Annotated in this window: 21 protein-coding genes; 12 read left to right on the plus strand and 9 right to left on the minus strand. The window is 71.3% G+C overall.

The features are described 5' to 3' along the window. Positions 1–11: 11 nt before the first annotated feature. The 4 genes from ABIC61_RS03820 (at position 12) to ABIC61_RS03835 (ending at position 7809) form a co-directional block, all read left to right on the plus strand. Positions 12–2459, plus strand: coding sequence for an ATP-dependent helicase (locus ABIC61_RS03820; RefSeq protein WP_354028873.1), 2448 nt, complete (start codon positions 12–14; stop codon positions 2457–2459). Positions 2460–2606: 147 nt separating this feature from the next. Next, positions 2607–4082, plus strand: coding sequence for a pyridoxal phosphate-dependent decarboxylase family protein (locus tag ABIC61_RS03825; RefSeq protein ID WP_354028874.1), 1476 nt, complete (start codon positions 2607–2609; stop codon positions 4080–4082). Further along, on the plus strand, positions 4079–5455 hold the full coding sequence (locus tag ABIC61_RS03830; protein WP_354028875.1) for a lysine N(6)-hydroxylase/L-ornithine N(5)-oxygenase family protein: 1377 nt from the start codon (positions 4079–4081) through the stop codon (positions 5453–5455). Before ABIC61_RS03825 ends, ABIC61_RS03830 begins: the two co-directional genes overlap by 4 nt. After that, the gene (locus tag ABIC61_RS03835) at positions 5452–7809 is read left to right on the plus strand and encodes a GNAT family N-acetyltransferase (protein ID WP_354028876.1); all 2358 of its coding nucleotides are present in this window, start codon (positions 5452–5454) and stop codon (positions 7807–7809) included. Before ABIC61_RS03830 ends, ABIC61_RS03835 begins: the two co-directional genes overlap by 4 nt. Before the next feature lie 22 nt (positions 7810–7831). On the opposite strand, the gene ABIC61_RS03840 is transcribed toward ABIC61_RS03835, so the two are convergent. From ABIC61_RS03840 to ABIC61_RS03875, 8 genes are read right to left on the minus strand one after another with little or no spacing between them, the layout of a single operon-like run. Further along, positions 7832–8470 (minus strand): pyridoxal 5'-phosphate synthase, encoded by a 639-nt coding sequence (locus ABIC61_RS03840; protein WP_354028877.1) that lies wholly within the window; start codon positions 8468–8470, stop codon positions 7832–7834. Between the two features lie 18 nt (positions 8471–8488). Continuing rightward, positions 8489–9160: an NUDIX hydrolase gene (locus ABIC61_RS03845; protein ID WP_354028878.1), complete on the minus strand. Its 672-nt coding sequence runs from the start codon at positions 9158–9160 to the stop codon at positions 8489–8491. Further along, positions 9157–10731 carry a nicotinate phosphoribosyltransferase gene (locus tag ABIC61_RS03850; protein WP_354028879.1) on the minus strand — a complete coding sequence of 525 codons (1575 nt, stop codon included), beginning with the start codon at positions 10729–10731 and terminating at the stop codon, positions 9157–9159. Before ABIC61_RS03850 ends, ABIC61_RS03845 begins: the two co-directional genes overlap by 4 nt. Then, positions 10728–11558, minus strand: a complete 831-nt coding sequence (locus ABIC61_RS03855; protein WP_354028880.1) for a phosphoribosyltransferase family protein — start codon at positions 11556–11558, stop codon at positions 10728–10730. The genes ABIC61_RS03850 and ABIC61_RS03855 overlap by 4 nt, the downstream gene beginning before the upstream one ends. Before the next feature lie 24 nt (positions 11559–11582). Then, positions 11583–12419, minus strand: coding sequence for an oxygenase MpaB family protein (locus ABIC61_RS03860; RefSeq protein ID WP_354028881.1), 837 nt, complete (start codon positions 12417–12419; stop codon positions 11583–11585). Further along, the gene (locus ABIC61_RS03865) at positions 12416–12823 is read right to left on the minus strand and encodes a hypothetical protein (RefSeq protein ID WP_354028882.1); all 408 of its coding nucleotides are present in this window, start codon (positions 12821–12823) and stop codon (positions 12416–12418) included. The genes ABIC61_RS03860 and ABIC61_RS03865 overlap by 4 nt, the downstream gene beginning before the upstream one ends. 38 nt (positions 12824–12861) lie before the next feature. After that, complete coding sequence (locus tag ABIC61_RS03870; RefSeq protein ID WP_144753159.1) at positions 12862–13146, minus strand: hypothetical protein; 285 nt, start codon at positions 13144–13146, stop codon at positions 12862–12864. A gap of 31 nt (positions 13147–13177) precedes the next feature. Next, on the minus strand, positions 13178–13600 hold the full coding sequence (locus ABIC61_RS03875) for an ester cyclase (protein ID WP_354028883.1): 423 nt from the start codon (positions 13598–13600) through the stop codon (positions 13178–13180). A gap of 377 nt (positions 13601–13977) precedes the next feature. On the opposite strand from ABIC61_RS03875, the gene sucC reads away from it, so the two are divergent. From sucC to ABIC61_RS03915, 8 genes are all read left to right on the plus strand, one after another. Beyond that, positions 13978–15147: an ADP-forming succinate--CoA ligase subunit beta gene (gene sucC, locus ABIC61_RS03880; protein ID WP_354028884.1), complete on the plus strand. Its 1170-nt coding sequence runs from the start codon at positions 13978–13980 to the stop codon at positions 15145–15147. A gap of 15 nt (positions 15148–15162) precedes the next feature. Beyond that, positions 15163–16050, plus strand: coding sequence for a succinate--CoA ligase subunit alpha (gene sucD / locus ABIC61_RS03885; protein WP_354028885.1), 888 nt, complete (start codon positions 15163–15165; stop codon positions 16048–16050). Between the two features lie 104 nt (positions 16051–16154). Continuing rightward, on the plus strand, positions 16155–18092 hold the full coding sequence (locus tag ABIC61_RS03890) for a cell division protein PerM (protein WP_354028886.1): 1938 nt from the start codon (positions 16155–16157) through the stop codon (positions 18090–18092). Positions 18093–18134: 42 nt separating this feature from the next. Further along, positions 18135–18728 carry a phosphoribosylglycinamide formyltransferase gene (purN, locus tag ABIC61_RS03895; protein WP_079237315.1) on the plus strand — a complete coding sequence of 198 codons (594 nt, stop codon included), beginning with the start codon at positions 18135–18137 and terminating at the stop codon, positions 18726–18728. After that, a complete protein-coding gene (purH, locus tag ABIC61_RS03900; RefSeq protein WP_354028887.1) occupies positions 18725–20362 on the plus strand; it encodes a bifunctional phosphoribosylaminoimidazolecarboxamide formyltransferase/IMP cyclohydrolase in 1638 nt (545 codons plus the stop codon). The genes purN and purH overlap by 4 nt, the downstream gene beginning before the upstream one ends. 679 nt (positions 20363–21041) lie before the next feature. After that, the gene (locus ABIC61_RS03905; protein WP_354028888.1) at positions 21042–22865 is read left to right on the plus strand and encodes an ABC transporter ATP-binding protein; all 1824 of its coding nucleotides are present in this window, start codon (positions 21042–21044) and stop codon (positions 22863–22865) included. 92 nt (positions 22866–22957) lie between these two features. Further along, on the plus strand, positions 22958–24766 hold the full coding sequence (locus tag ABIC61_RS03910; protein ID WP_502908781.1) for an ABC transporter ATP-binding protein: 1809 nt from the start codon (positions 22958–22960) through the stop codon (positions 24764–24766). A gap of 121 nt (positions 24767–24887) precedes the next feature. Continuing rightward, positions 24888–25313, plus strand: coding sequence for a DUF805 domain-containing protein (locus tag ABIC61_RS03915; RefSeq protein ID WP_354028890.1), 426 nt, complete (start codon positions 24888–24890; stop codon positions 25311–25313). A 47-nt stretch (positions 25314–25360) separates the two neighbouring features. Here ABIC61_RS03915 and ABIC61_RS03920 read toward each other — a convergent pair whose 3' ends face one another. Continuing rightward, the gene (locus tag ABIC61_RS03920) at positions 25361–26659 is read right to left on the minus strand and encodes a cytochrome b/b6 domain-containing protein (protein ID WP_354028891.1); all 1299 of its coding nucleotides are present in this window, start codon (positions 26657–26659) and stop codon (positions 25361–25363) included. Positions 26660–26695: the final 36 nt, after the last annotated feature.

Consider the following 26695-nt stretch of genomic DNA (forward strand, 5'->3'; position numbering starts at 1 on the left):
CTGTCCCGGACATGACGATCGTGCTCGACCCCTTCGATTCGACGCCCGAGCCGGGCGCCGGTGCCCGCGCGTACGAAGACCCGTTCACCGCGGGCCTGAACCCCCAGCAGAAGGAAGCGGTCGAGTACCGTGGCGAGTCCCTGCTGATCGTGGCCGGCGCCGGCTCCGGCAAGACGAGCGTGCTCACCCGGCGCATCGCGCTGCTGCTCGCCAACCGTGAAGCCTGGCCGTCGCAGATCCTGGCGATCACCTTCACGAACAAGGCCGCAGCCGAGATGCGCGAGCGCGTGCGTGCACTGGTCGGGCAGGAGTCCGACGGCATGTGGATCTCCACGTTCCACTCGGCGTGCGTCCGGATCCTGCGGCGGGAAGCCGAGCGCTTCGGGTTCCCGCAGTCCTTCACGATCTACGACTCCGCCGACTCCAAGGCCCTGCTCAAGCGGATCATCAAGGAGCTCGAGGCGGACTCGCTCGGCCTGACCGTCGGTGCGGCGGCGTCGAAGATCTCGAAGCTCAAGAACGAACTGCAGGACATCGACTCCTACGCCCGGAACATCAACGCGAACGACCCGCAAGAGGTCATGTTCACCGAGGTGTTCCGCCGGTACACGAACGAGCTGCGCCGGGCGAACGCCTTCGACTTCGACGACCTCATCGGCCAGACGGTGTTCCTGTTCCGTGCCTTCCCGGACGTCGCAGCGCTCTACCAGCGCCGGTTCCGGTACATCCTGGTCGACGAGTACCAGGACACCAACCACGCGCAGTACTCCCTGATCCGCGAGCTCACCCGGCCCGTCCCCGTCGACCAGGTCGACAAGCTCGAGGACTCCGGCCAGCACGTCGCCCGCATGCGCGAAGCCGACGGGTCCATCGCCCCGGCGTCCCTGACGGTCGTCGGCGACTCCGACCAGTCGATCTACGCGTTCCGTGGGGCCGACATCCGCAACATCGTCGAGTTCGAGCGGGACTTCCCGAACTCGAAGGTGATCCTGCTCGAGCAGAACTACCGGTCGACGCAGAACATCCTCGACGCCGCGAACGCCGTGATCGCGAACAACTTCGACCGCCAGGCGAAGAACCTGTTCACCGACGTCGGCGCCGGCGACAAGATCGTCGGGTTCACCGGCTACACCGGCCACGACGAGGCGCAGTTCGTCGCCGACGAGATCCAGCGCCTGCACGAGGACGGCACCGACTACCGCGACATGGCGGTGTTCTACCGGACGAACTCGCAGACCCGTGCGCTGGAGGAGATCTTCATCCGCGCGGCGATCCCGTACCGGGTGCTCGGCGGCACGAAGTTCTACGAGCGTGCGGAGATCAAGGACGCCATGGCGTACCTGATCACCGTCGCCAACCCCGCCGACCCGTTGGCGCTCCGCCGGATCCTCAACGTGCCGAAGCGCGGCATCGGTGCGGTCGCCGAGACCACCCTGCAGCGCTACGCCGACGAGCACGAGACGACCATGCGGGACGCCCTGCGCCACGCGGACGAACTCGGGTTCGGGCCGAAGGTGCGGAACGCCATCACCGCGTTCGCGGCCCTGCTCGACTCCGTGTCGGAGAAGGCGCAGACCCAGCCGGTCGTCGACACCCTCACCGAGCTGCTCGACGGCTCTGGCCTGCTCGAGAACCTGCGGAAGTCGCCGGACGCCCAGGACGCCGCACGCGCCGACAACATCGACGAGCTCGTCGCGGTGACGCGGGAGTTCCAGAAGAACAACCCCGAGGGCACGCTGTCCGACTTCCTGACCGAGGTCTCGCTCGTCGCCGCGGCGGACGAGCTCGACGACTCCTCGGGCACGGTGTCGCTCATGACGCTGCACACGGCGAAGGGGCTCGAGTACGACGCGGTGTTCCTGACGGGCGTCGAGGAGGACCTGCTGCCGCACCGGATGTCGGCGAACGAGCCGGGTGGCCCGTCCGAGGAGCGGAGGCTCTTCTACGTGGGCATCACCCGCGCCAAGAAGTCGCTGTTCCTGTCGCTGGCGATGACCCGCGCGCAGTTCGGCGACGTCAACGTGGCGATGCCCTCCCGCTTCCTGCAGGAGATCCCCGAGGGGCTCATCGAGTGGAAGCAGTCGCCGGGCATGGCGAACAGCCGGGGCGGCACGCAGCCGCGCGCGCTCAACGCCAAGCGCGAGGGCGGGTTCAGCGGCGGTGGTGGCGGAGGCGGCTACCGCGGTGGCGGCGGCTGGGGCGGTGGCTCGTACGACCGGGCAGCCGCGGCGGCGAAGACCCGTCCGAAGACCGAGTGGGCGAATCGGGTGTCCGGGCAGGTCCGCGACAACGGCGACATGGAGCTGGTGGCCGGTGACCGCATCAAGCACGTCGACTTCGGCGAAGGCACGGTCTCGGCGGTGACCGGGCAGGGCGCGAAGCGCATCGCGGAGATCGCGTTCGACACCGCGGGCCGCAAGAAGCTCCTCATCAAGATCGCCCCGATCGACAAGCTCTAGCCGACCGGCTGAGCGTCCGTTCATCCCGCAGTTCCCCGGCGGGATGCCGTCGGCGTGCCCGGAGCCCGTTCGCGCCACGCCCGGGACCTGGGAGATCACCCTCGTTCGGGTGACGCCGAACAGAAGGTGAGGTTAGCCTTACCTAACGTGACTGACTCCACCGTGACAGCCCGTACCGAAACCCTGACCACCGCGAACGCCGACCGCTACCGGTCGACCGTCACGGCCACGGTCGACCGGCTCGCCCGTCGCCTGGCGGCCGTCGACCGTCCGACGACGGACACGACCGCGGACGAACTCCGTTCCCGGGTCACAGCCATCGACCTCGACGCCGAACCCGTCGGCACCGACCGGGCGCTCGAGGAACTCGACGACCTGTTCGTCCGGGAGGCCGTCTGGTTCCACGACCCCGGGTACCTCGCGCACCTCAACTGCCCGGTCGCCCTGCCCGCCGTCGCGGCCGAGGCCGTGCTCGCCGCCGTGAACCCCTCGGTCGACACCTGGGACCAGTCGCGGATCGGCACCGAGATGGAGCGGCACGTGGTCGGGTGGCTCGCGGGGCGCATCGGGTTCGCCGCCGGCGACGGGATCTTCACCTCCGGGGGATCGCAGTCCAACCTGCAGGCCCTCCTGCTGGCACGAGAAGCCGCGACGACCGCGGGCACAGCGACCGCGACCGCGGGCGCCGTCCCACGGCCCACCGTCTTCGCGACCGCCGAGACGCACTTCAGCATCGCCAAGTCGGCCCGCCTGCTCGGTCTCGACACCGTCGTCGACGTCCCCACCGACGCTGTCGGCCGGATGCGCCCCGCCGCCCTCGCCGAGGCCGTCGCCGCCGCCCGCGCCGCCGGACGCACCCCGGTGGCCGTCGTCGCCACCGCCGGCACGACCGACCGCGGCGTGATCGACCCGCTCGAGGCGATCGCCGACGTGTGCGACCTCGAGGGCGTCTGGCTGCACGTCGACGCCGCGTACGGGTGCGGGCTGCTCGTGTCCCCGACCCGCCGGCACCTGCTGGACGGCATCGAGCGTGCTCGGAGCGTGACCGCCGACCTGCACAAGTCGTTCTTCCAGCCGGTGTCGTCGAGCGCCCTGCTCGTGGGTGACCCCGCCGACCTCCGCCGCACGGCCTGGTACGCGGACTACCTCAACCCGGAGGACGCCGCCGAGCCGAACCAGGTCGACAAGTCGCTGCAGACCACGCGGCGGTTCGACGCCCTCAAACTCTGGGCGACGCTCCGTGCATCGGGCGCCGACGCCATCGGTCGGTCCTTCGACGCCGTGGTCGACCTCGCGGCGGCGACGCACGCGCTCGTCCAGGAGCACCCGGACCTCGTGCTCGTCGCGCCGACGCAGCTGAGCACGGTGCTGTTCCGCTGGCAGCCGGCCGGTGTGACGGACGACGAGGCGGACGCCCTGGTCGCCCCGATCCGGGCCGCCCTGCTCGCCGAGGGCCGGGTCCTCATCGCGAAGACCGTGATCGACGGGCGACCGTGCAACAAGCTCACGCTGCTCAACCCCGAGACGACGATCGACCAGCTGCGCGCGTCCCTCGACCACGTCGTCGCGACCGCGGCACGGGTCCGCGCCACCACCACCGCCCCGGAAGGAGCAACGCGATGACGCACCACTCGACCGACCAGCGCGCCCACGACCACCGCACCGACACCGTTCACGACCTCGTCGGCATCGGCATCGGCCCGTTCAACCTCGGTCTCGCCTGCCTGACCGACCCCGTCGACGACCTCGACGCGGTGTTCCTCGACGCCGCCGACGGCTTCGCCTGGCACCACGGGATGATGCTCGACGACGCCACGATCCAGGTGCCGTTCCTGGCCGACCTCGTGACGATGGCCGACCCGACGTCGCCGTTCTCGTTCCTGGCGTGGCTCAAGGAGACCGGGCGCCTGTACCCGTTCTACATCCGCGAGGACTTCCACCCCCTCCGCAGTGAGTACGACGCCTACTGCCGCTGGGCCGCCGACCGGCTGGACACCCTGCGCTGGGGGCGCCGGGTCACGGCCGTCGAGCACGACGTGACGACGGACCTCTTCACGGTGCACGCCGAGACCGATCAGGGTCCCGAGACGTACCGCGCACGCCACGTCGTCGTGGGCATCGGCACGGAACCGGTCGTGCCGGAGCCCCTCCGCGGCGTGGGCGGTCCCGCGATCCACTCCGCCGACTACCTGCCGAACCGCCAGGCCCTGCGCACCGCCGGGTCCGTCGCGGTGATCGGCAGCGGGCAGTCCGCGGCGGAGGTCTACCGCGACCTGCTCGAGGACGTCCGGCAGCACGACTACCGCCTCGACTGGATCACCCGGTCGCCGCGGTTCTTCCCGATGGAGGACACGAAACTCACGCTGGAGATGACGAGTCCCGAGTACACGGACCACTTCCACGCGCTGCCGGAGGGTGTCCGGGACCGTCTGGGACGCGAGCAGCGTGGCCTGTACAAGGGGATCAGCGCCGACCTGGTGGACGAGCTGTACGACCAGCTCTACCGGATCAGCGCCCGTGGTCCGGTCCCGACGAGCCTCCGCACCGAGACGAGCGTGGTCGACGCCGCGTGGCTCGCCGACCGGGGCACGTACCGGCTGACGCTCCGGCACGAGCAGCTCGGCGAGACGTACGAGCACGAGGTCGAGCGCCTCGTCCTCGCCACCGGGTACGCCCCGCGGTCGACGTCGTTCCTCGACCCGGTCGAGCACCTGGTCGCGCGGGACGCGCGGGGGCGGTTCGCGGTCGCCCGCGACCACCACGTCGACCGTCTCGGCGGCCGCATCTGGGTGCAGAACGCCGAGGAGCACACGCACGGACTCACCGCCCCGGACCTCGGCATGGGTGCGTGGCGGAACGCGTCGATCATCCGGTCCGTCACGGGTCGGTCGGTCTACGGCCTGGAGGAACGGATCGCCTTCCAGGAGTTCGGCCTGCCCGCCACCCGGCAGTCCACCCCGCGTCCCGTCACCGAGCGCGCGGAGGTGACGGCATGACCGTGGACGCGACCAGCGCGCCGGCGGCGCGCCGACCCGTGGGCGCCGCACCGGGCCTCCTGTCCGTCGAACCCGTGGACCCGGACCGCGACGCCGCCGTCGTGCAGTCGTGGCTCGCCCACCCGGCGTCGTCGTGGTGGGAGATGGGGCACCTCGACGTCGAGGCGGTGCGCGTGTACCTCGCCGGCGTGCAGGCGGACCCGGACCAGGCCGCGTGGCTCGGCCGTCGCGACGGCGTCCCGGTGTTCCTCGCCGAGACCTACGACCCGGCGAGCGTCCTGCTCACCGACGTCTGGGCCGCCGAGCCGGGCGACGTCGGCATGCACCTGCTCGTCGCCCCGCCGCCCGCCGACGGACGCGTGCCCGGACTCACCGGCGCAGTGATGCGGGCGGTGGTGGAGCACTGCCGTGACGCCCTCGGTGCACGCCGGGTCGTCGTCGAGCCGGACGTCCGGAACACCGCGGTGCACGCGAAGAACGCCGAGGTCGGGTTCCGGGTGCTCCGCGAGGTCGACGTCGACGGCAAACGCGCCTTGCTGTCGGTGCTCGACACCGACCGGATCGGCGTTCCCGACGACGACGGACCCGCGGCGCACCTGCGGCCCGAGCACCTCGAGCCGGCCGAGCGGCACCTCGTCGCGAAGTCCATCGCGGAGTTCGCCCACGAGCGGCTCGTCGCACCCGTGCCGGACGGGGACGGCTGGCGACTGGACGCGGGGGAGTCCACCTACCGGTTCCGCGCCCGGCGGCACGCGCTCGAGCACTGGTCGGTCGACGAGGCCTCGGTGGTGCGGACGATCGACGGCGAGGCCGCGCCCCTCAGCGCCCAGGAGCTCGTGCTCGAACTCCGGGATGTGCTCGGCATCCCCGACGAGCTGCTCGGGACCTACCTGGAGGAGATCGCCTCGACCCTGGCGAGCGCCGCGGCGAAGCACCGGCGGGGCGGCCCGTCCGCCGCGCAGCTCGCCCGCGGACGGACCGAGGGGCCCGACCAGGTCGTCGCCGCGTTCCAGGACGTCGAGTCGGCGATGACCGAGGGGCACCCCGCGTTCATCGCCGCGAACGGCCGGATCGGGTTCGGGCTCGACGAGTTCCGCGCCTACGCACCCGAGACGGGCGGCCGGTTCCGGTACCGGTGGCTCGCCGCGCGGCGCAGCTGCACGCACCTGGCGCTCGCCGCGGACCGCACCGAGGTCGACCACTGGACGGCGGAGCTCGACGACGTGACGCTCGCCGCGTTCCGGTCGACGCTGCAGCGGCGGGGGCTCGACCCCGACGACTACGTGTGGATCCCCGTGCACCCGTGGCAGTGGCAGCACCGGATCGCCGTGACGTTCGCGCCGGACCTCGGGCGGCAGGACCTCGTCGACCTCGGGGAGGGCCCGGACGAGTACCAGCCGCAGCAGTCGATCCGGACCGCGTTCGACCGCTCACGTCCGGAGCGCTCGTACGTGAAGACGGCGCTCGCCGTGCAGAACATGGGGTTCCTGCGCGGGATGTCCCCGGCGTACATGCGGAACACCCCGGCGGTGAACGACTGGGTGGCGTCGCTGGTCGCCGGTGATCCGACGCTGGCTGGCGCCGGGTTCCAGGTGCTGCGGGAGCACGCCGCGATCGGGTACACGGGCGATGCGTACCACCGGGTGGACGTGTCCTCGCCGCAGCGGAAGATGCTCGCGGCGCTCTGGCGGGAGAGTCCGCTGCCGAGGGTGACGGACGACGAACGGCTGATGACCATGGCATCGCTGCTGCACCGCGACGCGGCCGGGAACGCTGTGGTCTCGGCGCTGATCGCCGCGTCGGGGCTGCCCGCCGACGGGTGGGTGCGGCGCTGGCTCGACGCCTACCTGCTGCCCGTCGTGCACTGCCTGACCGTGCACGACCTGGTGTTCATGCCGCACGGCGAGAACCTCGTGCTCGTCGTGCGGGACGGCGTCGTGGTGCGTGCCGTGATGAAGGACATCGGCGAGGAGGCAGCGGTGCTCGGGACCCACGACGACCGGCCGGTGCCCGAGGAGATCGCGCGGATCGTGCACCCGGTTGACGACGACGAAGCGGCGCTCGCCGTGTTCACCGACGTGTTCGACGGGGTGCTGCGGTTCGTCGCGGCGATCCTCGACGACGACGGGGTCCTGCCGGAGCGCCGCTTCTGGGAGGTCGTGGGGGAGTGCGTCGACGCGCACGCCGCCGCCCACCCGGACCGTCGGCGGCCCCTGGACCTGCGGGTGCCGACGTTCGAGCACTCGTGCCTGAACCGGCTGCAGTTGCGGAACACCCTGTCGATGGTGGACCTGGCGGACCAGTCGTCGTCACTCATCCGCGCGGGGGCGATGCCGAACCCGATCGCCCGGTAGCGACCCGACCTCGGATCGCGACCTACGGTTGCACGCGCTCGACGGCCCAGCCGTCCGGGCCGAGGCGGTAGCGCAGGCGCCGGTGCATGCGGTCGCGGCTGCCGTGCCAGAACTCCACCGCGTCGGGTTCGAGCCGCCAGGCCCGCCAGCACCCCGGCCGCGGGACGTCGTCACCGTGCTCGTCCAGCAGGGTGTTCGCGTCGTCGATGAGGTCCTGCAGCGACCGGTCGCCGTACGGGTCGGACTGGTCGGCGACGGCGGTGGCGGCACGCGACTTCGGCGACCGGTCGGCGAACAGCGCGTCGGACTCGTCGTCGGACAGCGGCACGACGGAGCCCTCGAACCGGAGCTGCTGCATGGTCTCGCGCCAGTACACCTGCAGTGCGCCGAACGGGTTCTCGCCGAGCTGCCGGCCCTTCGGGCTCGTGGACGAGGACCCGAACACGAGCCCGACGTCGTCGAGTCGCTTGACGTCGACGGTCCGCGCCGAGACCCGTCCGTCGGCGCCGGCCGTGGCGAGCGTCATCGACAGCGGTTCGGACACGTCGCCGTCCTGTGCGGCGTCGATCCACGCTCGGGCGACGGTGAGCGGCGACGCGGGCGGGTCGGTGAACTCCGGGAACGCGAAGGACGAGTCACCGGACAGCGGGGCGGAGGGCATGCGCCCAGCCAACCGCGCTCAGTCCGTCCACGTCCAGGTCGCCGGGGGACGGCCGCCGCGCGTGGCCGTCGCGGCGGCGGCGTCGGAGCGGACGAGCGCCGGGTTCGTCCGGAGCGCCCGGTTGGTGTTGCCCGGGTCCGGGGCCACGCCCGTCAGCTCTGCCTGCAGCAGGGCCGCGTCCGAGGTCGTGAACGTCTCGCCGAGGAGCGCACGCGTCAGCGGCAGATCGCGCCAGATCCGGGTGCGGACGTGGTCGAGGGCGGCCGCGATGATCGCGTCGTGGTCGAACGGGAGGCGCGGCTCGTCCTGGTCGGGTCGCCGCCCGACCGCGGTGCGCCGCCAGATCGCGGGCCCCCCACCCGTCGGCAGGGCAGCCACCGCCACGAAGGCGACGCTGATCGCCGCGCTGCGCGGGTCGCGGTCGGGTCCGTCGAACGCGCCGATCTGCGCGAGGTGCCGGACCGCCGCCGCGTCGATCCCGGTCTTGGTCCCGAGTGCGCGTCGGGCACCGTCGGCCAGGAGTTCCGCACCGTCCAGGAGCACGCCGGGCAGTGCCTCCAGGCCGGCGTACGGGTCGTACGGCCGACGCGCGGTGGCGACCCGCAGCCCGTCGCTCGCCGTGAACGACATCGGGACGACGTCGATCGCGATGAGCGGCTGGTCGCGGGCCGCCGAGGGGGCGTCGGTCACGCCGATGCCCGTCGCGCCGCACGGTCGGTGCGTTCCTGGCGGAGTGTCGCCCGGACGTCCGCGAAGGACTGCAGGACCATGAAGCGCCCGTCCACCCACACCGGCTGGAGGAGGCTGGTGGCTTCGTCCTCCGCCGAGGCCTGGTCGGTCTGGCGGATCTCGCCGGTCGCGTCCCGGTGCAGGGCGATGCGGCCCTTCGCGCTCTTCTTGCCGCTGCCGGTCTTCGGGTCCTTCTGGATGTCGACGGGCTCGCCGTCCACCAGCGCCCACGTCGCCTTCACGGCGCTGCCGAGGTTGTCGCGGGTCATGTACTGGTACGTGTACGAGCCGATGCCGAGCACGATGTTGTCGCTCGCGTAGCCCTTCGCGGCGAGGCGCTCGTAGATGCGGCGGGCACGGTCGAGGGTGATGCTGTCGCCGTAGATCACGCCGATGTGCTGGTCGAGGACCTTGTAGCCCTGCTCGTTCACGGTGTGGCCGAAGATCTCGTCGAGGAGCTCGACGACGCCCTTCTCCTCGTGACTGCGTGCCGGGTCGGTCAGTGCCGCGGTGTCGACGCCGTGGACGGTGCCGGTGACGATGTCGACCGGGTCGCCCGAGTCGGGGCGGATCACGAGCTTGCCGTCTCGGGCGGTGATCCGGTCCTTGAGCGCCGGGAGCGTCTCGGTGACGACCTTGAACAGGTCGAAGCCGTCGCTGACCGCCGAGACGATGCCCGTCGGGTACACGTCGAGGATCTGCTCGAACGTCGCGAGCTCGCCGTCGGCGCCGCGGACGCACATCACGCTGTGCTCGGTCGCGGGGACGCTCGCGCCCACCCATCCGTTGTCGCCGGGGTAGTAGCGGTCGATGAAGTCAAGCGACGGCATCGAGTCCGTGCCGAGGAACGAGAGCAGGTGCCCGGCGCCGCCGGCCGCGGCCGACTCGATGCTCGACTGCCCGCGGAACGAGAAGTCGTGCGCGGCGAAGTCGATGCTCGCCGGGTCGGCACCGGTGCGGGCGGCCCAGTCCTCCATCAGGTCGCGGTACTCCAGGGCCTTCGTCGCGACGGTCGACGGGTGCCAGATCGACGCCGACAGGGCGGTCTCGATGTAGTTCGGCAGCCAGAAGAACTCGTCGATCGTGTTCTCGACGGTCAGGGTCGCGACGCCGATCGGGGCGAGGGTGCCCTCGGGCAGTGCCTTGATCTCGAGCGGGAGGTACCCGAGGCGGTGCAGTGCCCGGACGTGCTCGGTGCCGATGTGGTTCGGCCCGAAGTAGCCCTGCAGTGCCTGCTCGAACAGGTCGGCGACCAGGTCCTCGTCGGCGGCGAAGAACGGCGCCCAGGCCTCGACGAGGTGGCGCTGGATGAACGCCTGCAGCCCGAAGACCACGGCGTGCGTCGACTCGGGCATGTGCGCGTTCGACCGGTTCGTCCAGTTGATGAGGATCCGGGTGGTGCCGGCGGGGTAGACCTGCCGGTGCGAGTGCTTGTAGCCGTCGACGGCGAGGAGCGGGGCGATCGGGCTCGGGCCGGTCAGGCGGGGCTCGATGCCGGTGGTGCCGGTCGTGGTGGTCTCGGTCTGCGTCATCGGATCTGCTCCGTCAGGTAGGGGGTGAGTTCGATCGTGCGCAGGCCCTCGATGGCGTTCTGCGCGGGGTAGGAGTCCGTCGTGACGATCTCCCCGAAGTGCTCGGCGAGCTGCGGGGCCCGGCCGGAGAAGACGCCGTGCGAGACCCAGAGGCCGAGGCGGTCCTTCGTCAGGCCCGTCGCCGCCGCGAGGCCCATGAACGTGCCGCCGCCGTCGCAGATGTCGTCGACGACGAGCAGGCGACCGGTGTCCGGCAGCGGCTCGCAGGTGAAGCCGTCGAGCTTGCCGGTGTCCGGGTTGCGGTGCTTCTCGGCGCGGAACACCGGGAGCCCGCAGGCGTCGGCGACGGCGGAGGCCCGCGCGACCGCGCCCTTGTCGGGGGCGATGATCCCGACGTAGTCGGACCCGGCGACCACGGCGTCGCGGACGACTGCTTCGCTGGTGACGACGGTCAGGCGCTCGACGAGGTCGACGATCACCGGCGAGTGCGGGTCGAACGCGATGACCTGGTCGATGCCGAAGCCGTTGATCACCTCCGCGTAGACCTTCGCGCCGAAGGGGAGGCCGCGGTCCTGCCGAGCGCCGGGCAGGTAGGGGATGAGGGCGACGGACCGGGATCCGCGCTGCCGGACGGCGTCCGCCCACATGCCGAGCATGAGGAGGTCGTCGCCGCTCGTGCCGCGCAGGGTCGCGATCTCGATGAGGTCCCCCGCGTCGGCGTCGTGCGCGACCTTGACGTGGGCTTCACCGGCGGGGAACCGCATGGTGGAGAACGTCGGTGTCGCGAGGTCTCCCCGGGTGGTCCGGGTGTTCAGTTCGACTGCCATGACCTGACCGTACCACTGTATTTGTCAGTGTGACAAATACTGCTTCGCCGTTGCTCGCATCGACCGCAGCAGCAGGGGGCCGGGCAATCGCAGGAGCCACCTCGGGACCACCGCGCGCACGAGCCGGACCAGGCGCACCGCACGCCGGAAGCGCCAGCGCTCGCGCGGGCCCCAGGCGAACGCGTACTGCGTCCGGAGAGCCTCGGGGAGCATGCCGACCGTGACGATCCGCACGAGCGGCATCGCGGCCTGGACCCACAACGGGGCGAAGCGCGGGTGCAGCAGGTCGCGGACGACCGCGCGGGCGTCGTCGGTCACCTCGAGGTGCTCGAGCTCGGCGGTCCAGTACTGCTCGAACCCTGCGACCGTCGTCGGCCACCGGTCTGCCGGGACCCGCAGTGCCGTGCCGATCGGGGCGTACGCGTCGAGGACCGCCTGGGCGCGCCGGTCGTCCACCGGGTCGCCGAACAACTCGTGCGCACGCATCGCGGAGTCGTACAGGGTCGCGGCGACCCAGAGCTGCCGGTCGACCTCGTCGGCGCCGGCGACCGGTCGGTGCGCCTGGTGCACGAACGACGCCGCGGTGGCAGCCTCCTCGTCGGTGCCGATCACGACCGCGTAGACGAACATCAGGGTGTGGGCGAGCCGCTGCTGCGGCCGGCGCGCGAAGTCCGAGTGCTTCCGGACCCCCGCCGCGACGACGGGGTCGGCGATCTGCAGCAGGATGGCGCGGCCGCCGGCCGCCACCGGCGTGCTGTCGGCGAGGAACCGACGCAGGTCGCGGTCCGCGACGCGACCGGATGGCGGACTGGAGGCGCGGTGCGCGTCCGGCACCGCGCCTCCAGTCCGGCGGCGACTCACCGATCGGTCCTGCGTCGCGCGGCGCGGACGCGCGGGGCGACGTCGACCACGATCGCGACGGCGAGCGCGATCGTCCCACCCACCAGGGCGAGGACCAGGAACGCCGTGCTGCCCACGGGTCCCGTCGCGGCTGCGATCGTCGACACGACCAACCACATCGCCGGCAGCGGCCAGAGATGGCCGGGGGACCCGGCGACCACGGCGAGCAGGACGCCGGCGACGACCAGCGGGAGCCAGGCCACGTTCGTGCCGCACGGCGGCCCGTACGTCCCGGGGCCGCACGCGGTGACTCCGGAACGGACGCCGGTCTGCGCGGCTGCCGCGATGAGCAGGAGCGCGGCGATCGCCGACAGCCGTGCGAGCGCGGGCAGGCGGCGGACGCTGTCCTGGACACGACGGAGCACGGCCCGATCGTACCGGGCCGTGCTCGGTGCGCCCTCGGTCAGAGCGGCTTGGTACCGAGGTCGTTCCCGAGGTCCGGGCGGTCCTCGTCCTCGTGCTCCCACAGGTCCGGTGAGCCCTCGCCGGGCGCGCCGCCGGTCGGGCCGTCGTCGGTGCCGTCGCCGGGCTGCGGGTCGACCGTCTCGCCGGCGACCGCGTCGTTCGTCACGGTCTCCAGGGACTCTTCGGCGTCGTCGTACTCGTACGGTCCGACGTGCTCGGTGTCCACGTCGTCGTCGCGGAACTCGTCGGTTCCGTCGTCAGGGGTGATGCCGGGGTCGCTCATGGTGGTTCCTCTCGTCGAATCCGGTCCCTGTCTACGCGTCCTGCTGACCGCCGAGCTGCAGCTGCTGTGCCAGACCCTGCTCGTCGGTCGCACCCCAGCGCTCGACGATCTTGCCGTCGCGGAACTTCGACACCTGGATCCCGCGCACCTCGAACGATCGGCCGGAGGGTTCGTGACCCTGGAACGGCCCCGTGTGCGTGCCACGGATCGTGAACACCGCTGTGACGAAGTCGTCGGTCACGACCAGCGGGTCCGGCGTGAGCTCGAGGTCCGGGAACGCCGTCGTGAAGGCACGCCAGAAGTCGACGATGCCCGTCAGCCCCGGAGCCTGGTCGGGCGCCGGGTCGTGGTCGACCACGTCCTCCGCCCACACCTCGCCGAAGCGGTCGAAGGCGCGGTCGCCGATGATGCCGCCGAGGCGTTCCTGCGCTGCCTGGTTCGCGTCCGTGGTCATGGGGGTCCTCCCGTCAGGGGCCCGGACTGTTCCGGGGCCCTCGACCTGCGTACCCGGGCCGGTGTCCGAGGTCCGCACAGTCCGGGGGACACCTGTCCGGTGGGCGCACCGAGGGTGCCCGTTCACCTGGCGGCCACCTCGGGGTCACCCCGGCGGGGCACACTCGCCGTGCTCGGGGGAGTGGAGCGCGGTCGCCGACGGGTGGTCGAGCGACCGCGCCTTCCCGACCGGGCATCTCGCGCATGGACCGGGCGCACACCGAGCCAGCGCTAGTCTGGTCGTCGGCCGTTGTCTCGACATCGAGCGACCCTCGATGTGGAGTGTGGCGACCGGGTAACCGATGCCGATCGCACGAACCGTGCGGGAAGAAGAACAGCGTGGATCTTTTCGAGTACCAGGCCAGGGACCTCTTCGAGTCCTACGGTGTCCCCGTGTTGCAGGGGATCATCGCCGACACCCCTGAGGAGGCGAAGGCAGCGGCCGAGAAGATCGGTGGCGTCGTCGTCGTCAAGGCGCAGGTCAAGGTCGGCGGTCGCGGCAAGGCCGGCGGCGTCAAGGTCGCGAAGTCCCCGGACGAGGCGTTCGAGCACGCGCAGGCGATCCTCGGCCTCGACATCAAGGGCCACACCGTCAAGCGCGTCATGGTCGCCCAGGGAGCCGACATCGCCGAGGAGTTCTACTTCTCCGTGCTGCTCGACCGGGCGAACCGCTCGTACCTCTCGCTCACCAGCGTCGAGGGCGGCATGGAGATCGAGCAGCTCGCGGTCGAGAAGCCCGAGGCACTCGCCCGCGTCGAGGTCGACCCGCTGACCGGGATCGACAAGGCGGCGGCGCTCGAGATCGCGACGCAGGCGAACTTCCCCGAGGCACTCCGCGACCAGGTCGCCGACGTCTTCGTGAAGCTCTACGACGTCTACAAGGGCGAGGACGCCACCCTCGTCGAGGTCAACCCCCTCGTCCGCACGGGCGACGGACAGATCCTCGCGCTCGACGGCAAGGTCTCGCTCGACGAGAACGCCGACTTCCGGCACGAGAACCACAAGGCGCTCGAGGACACCGCGAGCGAGGACCCGCTCGAGGCCAAGGCGAAGGCACACGGCCTGAACTACGTCAAGCTCGACGGCCAGGTCGGCGTCATCGGCAACGGTGCGGGGCTCGTCATGTCGACCCTCGACGTCGTCGCCTACGCCGGTGAGCGCCACGGCGGCGTGAAGCCCGCCAACTTCCTCGACATCGGCGGCGGTGCGTCGGCCGAGGTCATGGCGAACGGCCTCGACGTCATCCTCGGCGACCCGCAGGTGAAGAGCGTCTTCGTGAACGTCTTCGGCGGCATCACCGCCTGCGACGCCGTCGCGAACGGCATCGTCGCCGCGCTGGGCATCCTCGGCGACGCGGCCACCAAGCCGCTCGTCGTCCGCCTCGACGGCAACAACGTGGAAGAGGGTCGTCGGATCCTGGCGGAGGCGGCGCACCCGCTCGTCACCGTCGCCGCGACCATGGACGATGCGGCCGAGCAGGCCGCCGAGCTCGCCGCGGCCGCGGCGTAAGGAGCGCTCAGAACAATGTCGATCTTCCTCAACAAGGACTCCAAGGTCATCGTCCAGGGCATCACCGGCGGCGAGGGCACCAAGCACACGGCGCTCATGCTCAAGGCCGGCACCAACGTCGTCGGCGGTGTCAACGCCCGCAAGGCCGGCACCACCGTGACCCACGGCGACGTCACCCTGCCCGTGTTCGGCTCGGTGCGCGAAGCCATCGACACCACCGGTGCGGACGTCTCGATCGTCTTCGTACCGCCGGCGTTCGCGAAGGACGCCGTGCTCGAAGCCATCGACGCCGCGATCCCGCTGGTCGTCGTCATCACCGAGGGCATCCCCGTGCAGGACTCCGCGGAGTTCTGGGCGCACGCGAAGGCCCTCGGCGGTAAGACCCGCATCATCGGCCCGAACTGCCCCGGCATCATCACCCCCGGGGAGTCGCTCGTCGGCATCACCCCGGCGACGATCACCGGCAAGGGTCCGATCGGTCTCGTCTCGAAGTCCGGCACGCTGACCTACCAGATGATGTACGAGCTCCGTGACCTGGGCTTCTCGACCGCCATCGGCATCGGCGGCGACCCGGTCATCGGCACCACGCACATCGACGCACTCGCCGCGTTCGAGGCCGACCCCGAGACCGAGGCGATCGTCATGATCGGCGAGATCGGTGGCGACGCCGAGGAGCGTGCGGCCGACTACATCAAGGCGCACGTCACCAAGCCGGTCGTCGGCTACGTCGCGGGCTTCACGGCGCCCGAGGGCAAGACGATGGGCCACGCCGGCGCGATCGTGTCCGGTTCCGCCGGCACGGCCGAGGCGAAGAAGCAGGCGCTCGAGGCCGCCGGCGTCAAGGTCGGCAAGACGCCGTCCGAGACGGCGGCGCTGCTGCGCGAGGTGGTCGCCGCCCGCTAGCGACCACCGCCCGGCAGACGATCGGGACGAAGCCGGGAGGCTCGGTGCGGGTTCCGCGCCGAGCCTCCCGTCGTTCGGGGGTCGGCTCACGTATCCTCGCTGCGATGAACCGCCTGGGAACCGCACTGCTCGCCGCGATCGAGGCGGTCGTGACGGTCGGCGTCGGCCTCGGGATCGCCCTCGTGCCGCTGACGTTGCTGTGGGGGTTCGAGTACGGCCTGCAGATCGACTGGGACGTCTTCTGGAAGGCCACCGGGAGCGTCTGGCTCGTCGGGCACGGCGTCGACGTGTCGTTCCTGCTCGGTTCGGCGCTGGCGAAGTCCTCCGGAGTGAGCGGTGCCACCGACCCGATCCACGTCACGCTCGCTGCGCTCGGGTTCGCGATCGTCACCGCCTGGCTCGCCGGTCGCGCCGGACGACGCTTCGCCGAGACCGAGCACCGCACGACGGGGCTCCTGGTCGGCACCGGCGTGGTCGCTGCCCTCGGACTCGCGGTCGCGCTCTCGTCGCGGTCCGCCGCGACCGATCCCTCCGTCTGGCAGGCGATCGTCCTGCCCGCGCTCTGGTTCGGCATCCCCGCGTTCGTCACGTCCGAGGTCTGCCGGCGTCGCCGGGGGCTCTCCGCCGACCCGGTGACGCAGCGCGTGCTCGACCTGCTCGACCGGGTGCCGTCCGTGTGGCGCGCCGTGGCTGCGTTCGGACTCCGTGCCGGCACCGCCGCGACGGCCGCGGTCGTCGCCGTGGCGGGCATCGTGGTCGCCTTCCTGCTCTTCGGCTCCTTCGCCGAGGTCATCTCCCTCTACGAGCGGTCGCATGCCGGTGTCGTCGGTGGCATCGCCCTGACCGTCGGGCAGCTCGCGTTCCTGCCGGACTTCGTCGGCTGGGCGACGTCGTGGCTCGTCGGACCCGGCTTCGCCATCGGGACCGGTTCGAGCGTCTCGCCGATCGGCACCACGCTCGGGCCGATCCCCGGCATCCCGGTCTTCGGTGCGCTGCCCGCTTCCGGCCACACCTTCGGGCTGGTCTGGGTGCTCGTGCCGGTGATCGCCGGGTTCGCCGTGGGCGGGCTGCTCCGGCCGCGGCTCGTGCAGGCGCTCGGCACCGCGAACTCCGCCCTGCGCCGCGCCCTCGGCGGGGTCGCTGCGGGCCTGGCCGCCGGCTTGCTCACCGGGATGATCGCCTGGGTCACGTCGGGCTCGTTCGGCCCCGGTCGACTGGCCGACGTCGGACCGCACGCCCTCGTCGTGGGGGCCTTCGCAGCGCTCGAGGTCGGGCTCCCGGCCGTCGTGGCACTGGCTGCCGGGAGCGACCTCGTCCGGCTGCCCGACCGCGGGTGGTCGCGGGAACGCTGGCACGAGAGCGACGAGTCGGACGCGCCCGAGACCGCGGACCGCGAGGCCTCCCTGCTCGCAGCGCTCGACCAGGCCGGCGCCGGCCGGACCACGGACGTGCACCGGTTCGTCGTCGAGGAGGCCCACGCTGGGGCATCGACCACCGCTGCAGCACCCGCCGACCAGCCGACCGAGCCGATCCACGACCACGCAGCCGACGGCCACGCAGCCGACGGGCGCGGAGCCGACCACGTGCCGGAGCCGAGCGTGCCGGTGGAGCCGGTCCGTGCCTCCAGGCCCGACCGCGACCCCGATGCGGACGTCGAGCTGCCGGACTGGGCACGCACCGACGCCGTCGCGGCCGCCCGTGTCACCGACCAGCCGGAGCCGGCCGCCCGTGGCCGGCTCGGTTCGATCCGGGACCGCCTGCGCGGAGCAGCCGACGGCGTGCGCGGACGCGCCGGCGAACTCCGGGACCGCGTCACGGGAGCCGACGTCGAGCGCGAGCAGCCCTCCGTGCCGGCGCCGACAGCACCGGGGACCGAGGCGCAGCCGGCGTTCCCGTGGAGCACCGAGGAGTTCGTCGCCGGGCGCGACGACGAGCCCGAGGCCCCCGCCTCTACGAAGCCGGCGACGCCGAAGTGGGACGCCACCGACCAGATCCCCGAGGACGAGCTGCCCTGGTGGCGCCGCCCCAAGGACGACCGGTAGCGACCGCCGTCGCACGACACCAGGCCCGGTAGGGTTGTCAGCGTGCTCGAACTGGTCGTCCTGATCTCCGGTACCGGCTCGAACCTCCGAGCCCTGCTCGAAGCGACCCTCGACGCCGAGTACCCCGCACGCGTCGTCGCCATCGGTGCCGACCGCGACGCCGAGGGGCTCGCGCTCGGCGAGGAGTTCTCGATCCCGACGTTCACCGTGCCGTTCTCCCGCTTCGACTCACGCGCGGCCTGGGGCGACGAGCTCGCCGCCCAGATCCGCCCGTGGTCGCCCGACCTCCTCGTGCTGTCCGGCCTCATGCGCCTGCTGCCGCCGGCGGTCGTGTCCGAGTTCGGTCCGGCGATCATCAACACCCACCCCGCGTACCTGCCCGAGTTCCCCGGCGCCCACGGCGTGCGGGACGCCCTCGCCGCAGGAGTCGAGCAGACCGGGGCGAGCGTCATCAAGGTCGACGACGGCGTCGACAGCGGCCCGATCCTGGCGCAGGAGCGCATCCCCGTCCTGCCGGGCGACTCCGAGTCGACGCTGCACGACCGCATCAAGCCGGTCGAGCGACGCCTGCTCATCCAGACCATCCTCGACATCGCCAACGGCACCACCGACCTGAAGGGCACCCCGAGCGCATGAGCGTGCACGCAGCCGACCCCAGCCTGTACCGCGACCGGGACACCGTCCCCGTGCGGCGGGCGCTCATCTCGGTGAGCGACAAGTCCGGCCTGCTCGAGCTCGCCGGGGCGCTCGCCGACTCCGGTGTCGAGATCGTGTCGACCGGGTCCACGGCGCAGACCATCCGCGACGCCGGGTACGCCGTCACCGACGTGTCGAGCGTCACGGGCTTCCCGGAGTCGCTCGACGGCCGGGTGAAGACCCTGCACCCGTCGGTGCACGCGGGTCTCCTCGCCGACCTGCGCCTCGAGTCGCACGAGCAGCAGCTCGCCGACCTCGGCATCGAGCCGTTCGAGCTCGTCGTCGTCAACCTGTACCCGTTCGTCGAGACGGTGGCCTCTGGTGCCGACACCGCGACCGTGGTCGAGAACGTCGACATCGGCGGCCCGGCGATGGTCCGCGCGTCGGCGAAGAACCACCCGAACGTCGCGATCGTCGTCTCGCCGGCGTCCTACGCCGAGGTCGTCGAGGCCGTCCGTGCGGGCGGGACCACGCTCGAGCTCCGGAAGCGCCTCGCCGCCCAGGCCTTCGCGCACACCGCCGCGTACGACACCGCGGTCGCGTCCTACTTCGCGAGCGACGTCGTCGCGGCCGAGGCAGCGGCACCGACCACGGCCGGCGAGGTCGAGACGCCCGGCGCCTTCGACGAGCACCTGTCGTTCGGCGCCGACCTCGCCGCCACGCTCCGGTACGGCGAGAACGCCCACCAGGCCGCCGCGCTGTACACGAGCGCGCAGGGCACCGGCATCGCCCAGGCCACGCAGCTGCACGGCAAGGAGATGTCGTACAACAACTACGTCGACGCCGACGCAGCGGTCCGCGCGGCGTACGACTTCGCCGAGCCCGCGGTCGCGATCATCAAGCACGCCAACCCGTGCGGCATCGCGATCGCCCCGGCCGACGCCGCCGACCCGATCGCCGCCGCCCACGCCGCCGCGCACGCCTGCGACCCGCTGTCCGCGTTCGGTGGGGTCATCGCCGCGAACCGCCCGGTCACGGTCGCCATGGCCGAGACGGTCAAGGACATCTTCACCGAGGTCGTCGTCGCTCCGGCGTTCGACCCCGAGGCGATCGAGATCCTCTCGCGCAAGAAGAACATCCGCCTGCTCACGCTGCAGACGGACTTCGCGCTGGCCGAGCGTGAGGTGAAGCAGATCTCCGGCGGGTTCCTCGTGCAGGACGCCGACCGGTTCACGGCGTTCGACCAGTCCACCTGGACCCTCGTCGCGGGCGAGCCGGCCGACGAGCAGACGCTCACCGACCTCGCGTTCGCGTGGAAGGCCAGCCGTGCCGTGAAGTCGAATGCGATCCTCCTGGCGAACCTGGGCGCGAGCGTCGGCGTCGGCATGGGCCAGGTCAACCGCGTCGACTCGTGCCACCTCGCGGTGAACCGCGCCGGTGAGCGTGCGGCGGGCAGCGTCGCGGCCTCGGATGCCTTCTTCCCGTTCGCGGACGGTCTGCAGGTGCTCCTCGACGCCGGTGTCCGTGCCGTGGCCCAGCCCGGCGGGAGCGTCCGCGACGACGAGGTCATCGCGGCCGCGAAGGCTGCTGGCGTGACGATGTACTTCACCGGCGAGCGGCACTTCTTCCACTGATTCGAGGAAAGTGGTTGCGCCCTGTGAGTTCCTCTGAATAGTCTGTAAGGCTCCGCGACAGGCACGCCGACGACCTCCAACCGGGTCGGCGGCACCGCGGACACAACGGTGACGAAGACGACGACTGGAGTGACGATGAACACGACGACCGGAACCGTGGCGACGGCTGCCCGTGCGGGTCTCGTGATCTTCGTGGGGACCGCTCCCGACGCACGACCGTTCGGCGGAGCACGCGGCGTACGGCCGCGTCCCGCACACGCGGCCGTCGCGCCGCACCCCTTCCGGGGTGCGCCCGCCGTCACGGCACCGCTGTCCGCGTAGGGCTGCCTCCCACAGCCAGCGACGAGTCGTCGGCACCGCCCGACGACGACGAGCACGCGACGAGCCGCCGCGACAGCCGCGACGACGACGAGCACGGGCCCGCGCGAGCCCACGCCTGAAACCCGGGGGACGACTGTCTCCCGGTGCACTCCGACCGAACCGACGCCGCTCGACCAGCGGCGGCGGGCGACCGCGACGCGGACCGAGCACGCCCGACCAGGGCGAGCACGGCCCGAGACGCGACCGACCCGCTCGGCCGACGACCACCACGCAACGGACACCGAGCCTCCAGACCGACGGCTGCGACAGCAGCGGCCGGCCCCGGGGCCCCGGCACGACGCACGAGGACGCAACCCCCATGTCCAAGACGCCAGACCAGGCGCGCCCGTCCACCGACCGCCCTTCTACCTTCCGCGCGATCGCGCGGATCTACCCCTTCGTGAAGCCCTACCAGGGCCGGCTCATCGGCGGCATGTTCGCCGCCATGGGCGCCTCCCTGGTGGCGCTCGCGATCCCCTACGTCCTGCAGTGGCTCGTCGACGGCCCGCTGTCCTCGAAGGACTCCGCACAGATCTGGCCCGCCGGCCTGGGCGTGCTCGCGCTCGGCGTGCTCGAGGCGTTCTTCATCGCCTCGCGCCGTCGGATGGTGATGCGCCCGTCGACCCGCATCGAGACGAGCATGCGGAACGCGCTCTACGCGAAGCTGCAGGACCTGCCGGTGGCGTTCCACGACCGGTGGGAGTCCGGGCAGCTGCTGTCCCGTTCCGTCTCCGACCTGTCGCTGATCCGCCGCTGGCTGGCCTTCGGCGTCGTGCTGCTGGTCGTCAACATCGTGACGATCGTCGTGGGCTTCGTCGTGCTGTTCACCTTCGGGTGGCTGCTCGGCCTGGTCTTCCTGGTCGCGTCGATCCCGCTGTGGATCAACGGGCTGCTGTTCGAGCGCCGGTACTCGGTCGTCGCGCGCCGCAGCCAGGACCAGGTCGGCGACCTCGCCACGAGCGTCGAGCAGTCGGTGCACGGCATCCGCGTGCTCAAGGCGTTCGGCCGTGGCCGGTACAAGCTCGACGAGTTCAGCGAGCAGGCCGAGGCGCTGCGCGGCACCGAGATCGAGAAGGCCAAGGCCATCGCGGGCATCTGGCTGTGGCTGCTGCTCGTGCCCGACGTCGCGTTCGCGCTCTGCCTGCTCGCGGGCATCTGGCTCGCCTCGCAGGGGGAGCTCACGGTCGGGCAGCTGTTCGCGTTCTTCGCAACGGCGACGGTGCTCCGGTTCCCGATCGAGTCGATCGGCTTCCTGCTCTCGATGACGTTCGACACGCGCACTGCCGTCGACCGCTTCTTCGAGGTCATGGACTCCGAGAACACGATCACGGACCCGGCGTCGCCGAAGACGATCGCGGAGCCGCACGGTGCGCTGTCCTTCAACGCCGTGCACTTCCGGTACCAGGACTCCCCGCCGCAGTACGCCGACCTGATCAACGGTGTCGAGCTGCAGCTCCGTCCGGGCGAGACCATGGCGCTCGTCGGCCTGACCGGCTGCGGCAAGACCACGCTGCTGTCGCTCGTGCCCCGGCTGTACGACGTCACGGGCGGTTCCGTGACGATCGACGGGGTCGACATCCGCGACCTCACCAGGGAGGAACTGCGTCGCCACGTCGGCGTCGCGTTCGAGGACGCCACCCTGTTCTCGACGACGGTGCGGGAGAACGTCCTGCTCGGGCGTCCGGACGTGTCGGGTGAGGAAGCCGAGACGCTGATGCGCGAGGCGCTGGACATCGCCCAGGCGTCCTTCGTGGACGACCTGCCGGACGGCGTCGACACGCGCGTCGGGGAAGAGGGCCTGTCCCTCTCCGGTGGCCAGCGGCAGCGCCTGGCACTCGCCCGCGCGATCGCGGCGCGGCCGTCGGTGCTCGTCCTCGACGACCCGCTGTCGGCCCTCGACGTCGACACCGAGGCGCGGGTCGAGGCCGGCCTGCGTCGCGTCCTCGCCGAGACCACGTCGCTCATCGTGGCGCACCGTCCGTCCACCGTGACGCTCGCGGACCGCGTCGCGCTCATGGAGAACGGCGTCGTCACCGCCGTCGGCACCCACTCGGAACTGATGGCGGACAACGACCACTACCGCTACGTCATCTCGTCGCTCGACGACGACGACGCCACCGCACGAGAGGAGGCGATGGCATGAGCCAGCAGACAGACCAGAACCTGCCTGGAGGCACGGCTTCCGTCGACGACACCGCCGAGGGCGCGCAGACTGCCGCGCCCGTCACCGCGTCGATCACCACGCTCGGTGTGCGCGGCGAGGAGCGTGAGGACTTCACCAAGGCCGAGAGCAAGCGGCTGCGCCGCCGCTCCCTCGCCCTGCTCGGTTCCCTCGCCGCGCCGCTCAAGCTCCGGCTCGTGCTGCTCGGCATCGTCGTGGTGGTCTCCACCGCGGGGACGGTCGCGGGACCGGCGCTCATCGCGTGGGGCATCGACAACGCCCTGCCGGCCGTGATGGACCAGAACGACTGGGTCCCGGCGTTCGGGGTCGTCGCGACGTACATCGTCGTGGCGATCCTCGGCGCGGTCCTCACCGCCTGGTACACGGTGCTCGCGGCGCGCATCAGCCAGGCGATCCTGTTCGACCTGCGCAAGCGGGTGTTCCTGCACACGCAGCGGCTCTCGCTGGAGTTCCACGAGACCTACACGTCCGGCCGGATCATCTCCCGCCAGACGAGTGACCTCGACTCCATCCGCGAGCTGCTCGACTCCGGCCTGAACCAGCTCATCCAGGGCGTGCTGTACATGGTGTTCACCGCCGTCGCACTCGTGGCGCTCGACCCGACCTCCGGGCTCGTGCTCGCCGTGTCGCTCGTGCCGCTGTGGTTCCTGATCCGCTGGTTCCAGTCGAACTCGCAGACCCTGTTCCGGGCCACCCGTGTCGCCTCGGCGCGCGTGATCGTGCACTTCGTCGAGACGATGACGGGCATCCGCGCGGTGCAGGCGTTCCGCAAGGAGAACCGCAACCGCGACGAGTACGGCGGCTTCGTCGAGGACTACCGCGTCGCGAACACCAAGGTGTTCAACCTGTTCGGGACGTTCGACCCGGTGCTCGTGCTCATCGGCAACGCCACCCTCGCGGCGGTCGTCATCGTGGGCGGCTTCCGGATCGTCGACGGCTCGCTCGAGGTCGGCGCGCTGCTCGCGGTCGCGCTGTACGCCAAGCGGTTCTTCGACCCGGCACAGGAACTCGCGATGTTCTACAACGGGTACCAGTCGGCCTCGGCCGCGATGGAGAAGATCTCCGGCGTGCTCGAGGAACGGCCGAGCGTGCCGGACCCCGCGAAGCCGGTGAAGCTGCCGGACGCCACCGGGAAGATGGACTTCGACGACGTCGTGTTCGCGTACAACGCGGGCAAGGTCGTGCTGCCGGAGTTCGACCTGCACATCCCGGCGGGGCAGACCATCGCGCTCGTCGGGTCCACCGGTGCCGGGAAGTCGACGCTCGCCAAGCTCATGGCGCGCTTCTACGACCCGTCGCAGGGCTCGGTCAAGCTCGACGGCGTGGACCTGCGGGAACTCGACGCGAAGGACATGCGCCGGGCGATCGTCATGGTCACGCAGGAGGCGTACCTGTTCTCCGGCACCGTCGCGGACAACATCGCGCTCGGCAAGCCGGGGGCTTCCCGCGCCGAGATCGAGGCGTCGGCGAAGGCGGTCGGCGCGCACGAGTTCATCATGGCGCTGCCCGACGGGTACGACACCGACGTGAACAAGCGCGGTGGCCGGGTGTCGGCCGGGCAGCGGCAGCTCCTGTCGTTCGCCCGGGCGTTCATCGCGGACCCGAAGGTGCTCATCCTCGACGAGGCCACGGCGTCGCTCGACATCCCGTCGGAGCGGCTCGTGCAGGAAGGGCTCGAGACGCTCCTGGCCGACCGGACCGCGGTGATCATCGCGCACCGGTTGTCCACGGTCGCGATCGCCCACCGGGTGCTCGTGATGGAGTTCGGGCGCATCGTCGAGGACGGCACCCCGGCCGACCTCATCGCCGGCACCGGGCGGTTCGCCCAGCTGCACGCCGCCTGGCGCGACTCGCTCGTGTAGCGGCTCTCCGGGCTGCACGACCACCGTTCGCGCCCCCTCCTGAACATCGCGCCCCGTCCCGACGGGGCGCGATGTTCGTTGCGGGGCGCGATCGACCGGCGACACGTGGTTGGCTTGCTCCATGAGCGACGACTGCGTGCAGCCCGGCGGAGTGGCCCTGCGCGACCCCTTCTACGGGGCACCCTTCACCGAGGCCGTCCGCCGGTTCTGGCGGAAGTACACAGTGTTCACCGGGCGGGCGTCCCGTGCCGAGTTCTGGTGGTGGTGGATCACGTCGCTGGCGATCGGTCTCGTGCTGCAGCTCGTGCCGCAGGCGTTCACGCCGGACACCCCGATGCTCGAGAACCCGGTCGGCTCGTACCTGTTCGTGCTGTGGGCCCTCGCGACCCTGATCGGCTCGCTCGCCCTCGGCGCCCGACGGCTGCACGACGCGAACCTGTCCGGCTTCTGGCAGTTCCTGCACGTACTCGCCGGCATCGGTTCGCTCGTGCTGTTCGTCATGTTCCTGCTCCCGACGAACCCGAAGGGCGCACGCTTCGACGCGTGACGGTCGGCGGCGACCTCTGAGCTGGCGGCGGTGACCTCGACGGCCGGTCAGCACCGCCCGTAGTCCGGCTCTCCCGTTCCGAGGTCGGACGGCTGGAGCAGCGTCCTGTCGTCGCTCCGTATCCGCACGCTCGGCGAGCCCGGGAACTCGTAGAAGTCGACGGCGCTCCCTGCAGCGACGCGCGCGCACTGCTCGGGAACCCACGGAGTCGGCGAGGTGGCCAGCCCCACCCCCGTGATGAGCGGGCACACGAGGACGACGAACTGGACGATGTTCATCTGGACGTCCCAGATCTGCGCAGATCGCCGCTTCGCCCGAACGACTCTGTGGCTGTTCGCCGACCGCTGCCGCGCGCGCACTTCCGCCGCCGCGTCCGCCGCCGCGCTGAACGCCTCGTTGAAACGCCGAGACCTTCCCCAACGGGCCTTCTTGCGGTCCAATGCCTGCAGCGCGAGCGACGATGATGTGACGACGGTATCGGCGACCCGTTCCTGGTCCGTGACCGCCAGGTTCAGCGGTCTCGGCGCGTGACGGTTCCTGAGCTGGACGTCCCGAGCCATCCGCTGCCAACGGCGGAGTCGCCACTCGACGGTCCACAGCGGGAAGGACGCCCAGAGCAGGATCACGAGCGCCGAGGCGAGGCCGACACGGTGCCACCACGACGGGGCGACGGTGAAGGCGAGGAATCCAGCGGTGCACGCGACGAGGAAGAGTATGCCGATCCTCCAGTGCAGGACATCGATGGATCGCACCAGACTCGGCATGGACGAGCCGATGAGGGTGATCGTGAGCGACAGGACGACCAAGAGCCCGAGGAATGGATCTCTGACGAACGCGCCGAACACGGCCGCCGGGAGGGTCCCGAGGTCCATGGTGCCGAGGATCGCCTGGACGACAGGGAGCCGCTCTCCCGACCAGGACCCGTCCGGTCCGGCGGCGATCGCGAGCGCCTTCACGACCACGAACGCGGCGACCGCGAAGAGCGTGCCGGTGAGTTTCGTCACGATGGGCAGCGACGGCGTGATGGTGAGGGGTCGCGCTCGTGGCGTCGGCGGCCGCAGCAACAGATCGAGCCGTTGTCCGGCGACGAAGGAGCGTGCTGGCGTCCCACGGCCACGCTGGTCGTCGATGACCTGCCCGGTTCGATCCACGACGACGATGTGCCACTCGACGGGGTGCTGGGTTAGCGAGACCCGGGTGCCGTCCGGGCGCTGGTACCCGAGGAGCGCCGAATCTCCGTCTGAAACGAAGCTGATCGGGTCGATGCCGTACTCACGGTAGATGGTGGCCGCGATCGCATCGAGCGCCTCCGCCGACGTCCGTTGCTGCCCCGATCGTGACCCCACCCTCGGAGCCTAACGTCAGCGGACGTTTCCACGGTG

It is taken from the genome of Curtobacterium sp. 1544 (assembly GCF_040544915.1).
Taxonomy (GTDB): domain Bacteria; phylum Actinomycetota; class Actinomycetes; order Actinomycetales; family Microbacteriaceae; genus Curtobacterium; species Curtobacterium pusillum_C.

Coding starts and splice junctions, on each gene's coding strand:
- ABIC61_RS03820 (WP_354028873.1), top strand. CDS start 12: ATGACGATCGTGCTCGACCCCTTCGATTCGACGCCCGAGCCGGGCGCC.
- ABIC61_RS03830 (WP_354028875.1), top strand. CDS start 4,079: ATGACGCACCACTCGACCGACCAGCGCGCCCACGACCACCGCACCGAC.
- ABIC61_RS03835 (WP_354028876.1), top strand. CDS start 5,452: ATGACCGTGGACGCGACCAGCGCGCCGGCGGCGCGCCGACCCGTGGGC.
- ABIC61_RS03840 (WP_354028877.1), bottom strand. CDS start 8,470: ATGCCCTCCGCCCCGCTGTCCGGTGACTCGTCCTTCGCGTTCCCGGAG.
- ABIC61_RS03850 (WP_354028879.1), bottom strand. CDS start 10,731: ATGACGCAGACCGAGACCACCACGACCGGCACCACCGGCATCGAGCCC.
- ABIC61_RS03855 (WP_354028880.1), bottom strand. CDS start 11,558: ATGGCAGTCGAACTGAACACCCGGACCACCCGGGGAGACCTCGCGACA.
- ABIC61_RS03870 (WP_144753159.1), bottom strand. CDS start 13,146: ATGAGCGACCCCGGCATCACCCCTGACGACGGAACCGACGAGTTCCGC.
- ABIC61_RS03875 (WP_354028883.1), bottom strand. CDS start 13,600: ATGACCACGGACGCGAACCAGGCAGCGCAGGAACGCCTCGGCGGCATC.
- sucD (WP_354028885.1), top strand. CDS start 15,163: ATGTCGATCTTCCTCAACAAGGACTCCAAGGTCATCGTCCAGGGCATC.
- ABIC61_RS03890 (WP_354028886.1), top strand. CDS start 16,155: ATGAACCGCCTGGGAACCGCACTGCTCGCCGCGATCGAGGCGGTCGTG.
- purH (WP_354028887.1), top strand. CDS start 18,725: ATGAGCGTGCACGCAGCCGACCCCAGCCTGTACCGCGACCGGGACACC.
- ABIC61_RS03905 (WP_354028888.1), top strand. CDS start 21,042: ATGTCCAAGACGCCAGACCAGGCGCGCCCGTCCACCGACCGCCCTTCT.
- ABIC61_RS03915 (WP_354028890.1), top strand. CDS start 24,888: ATGAGCGACGACTGCGTGCAGCCCGGCGGAGTGGCCCTGCGCGACCCC.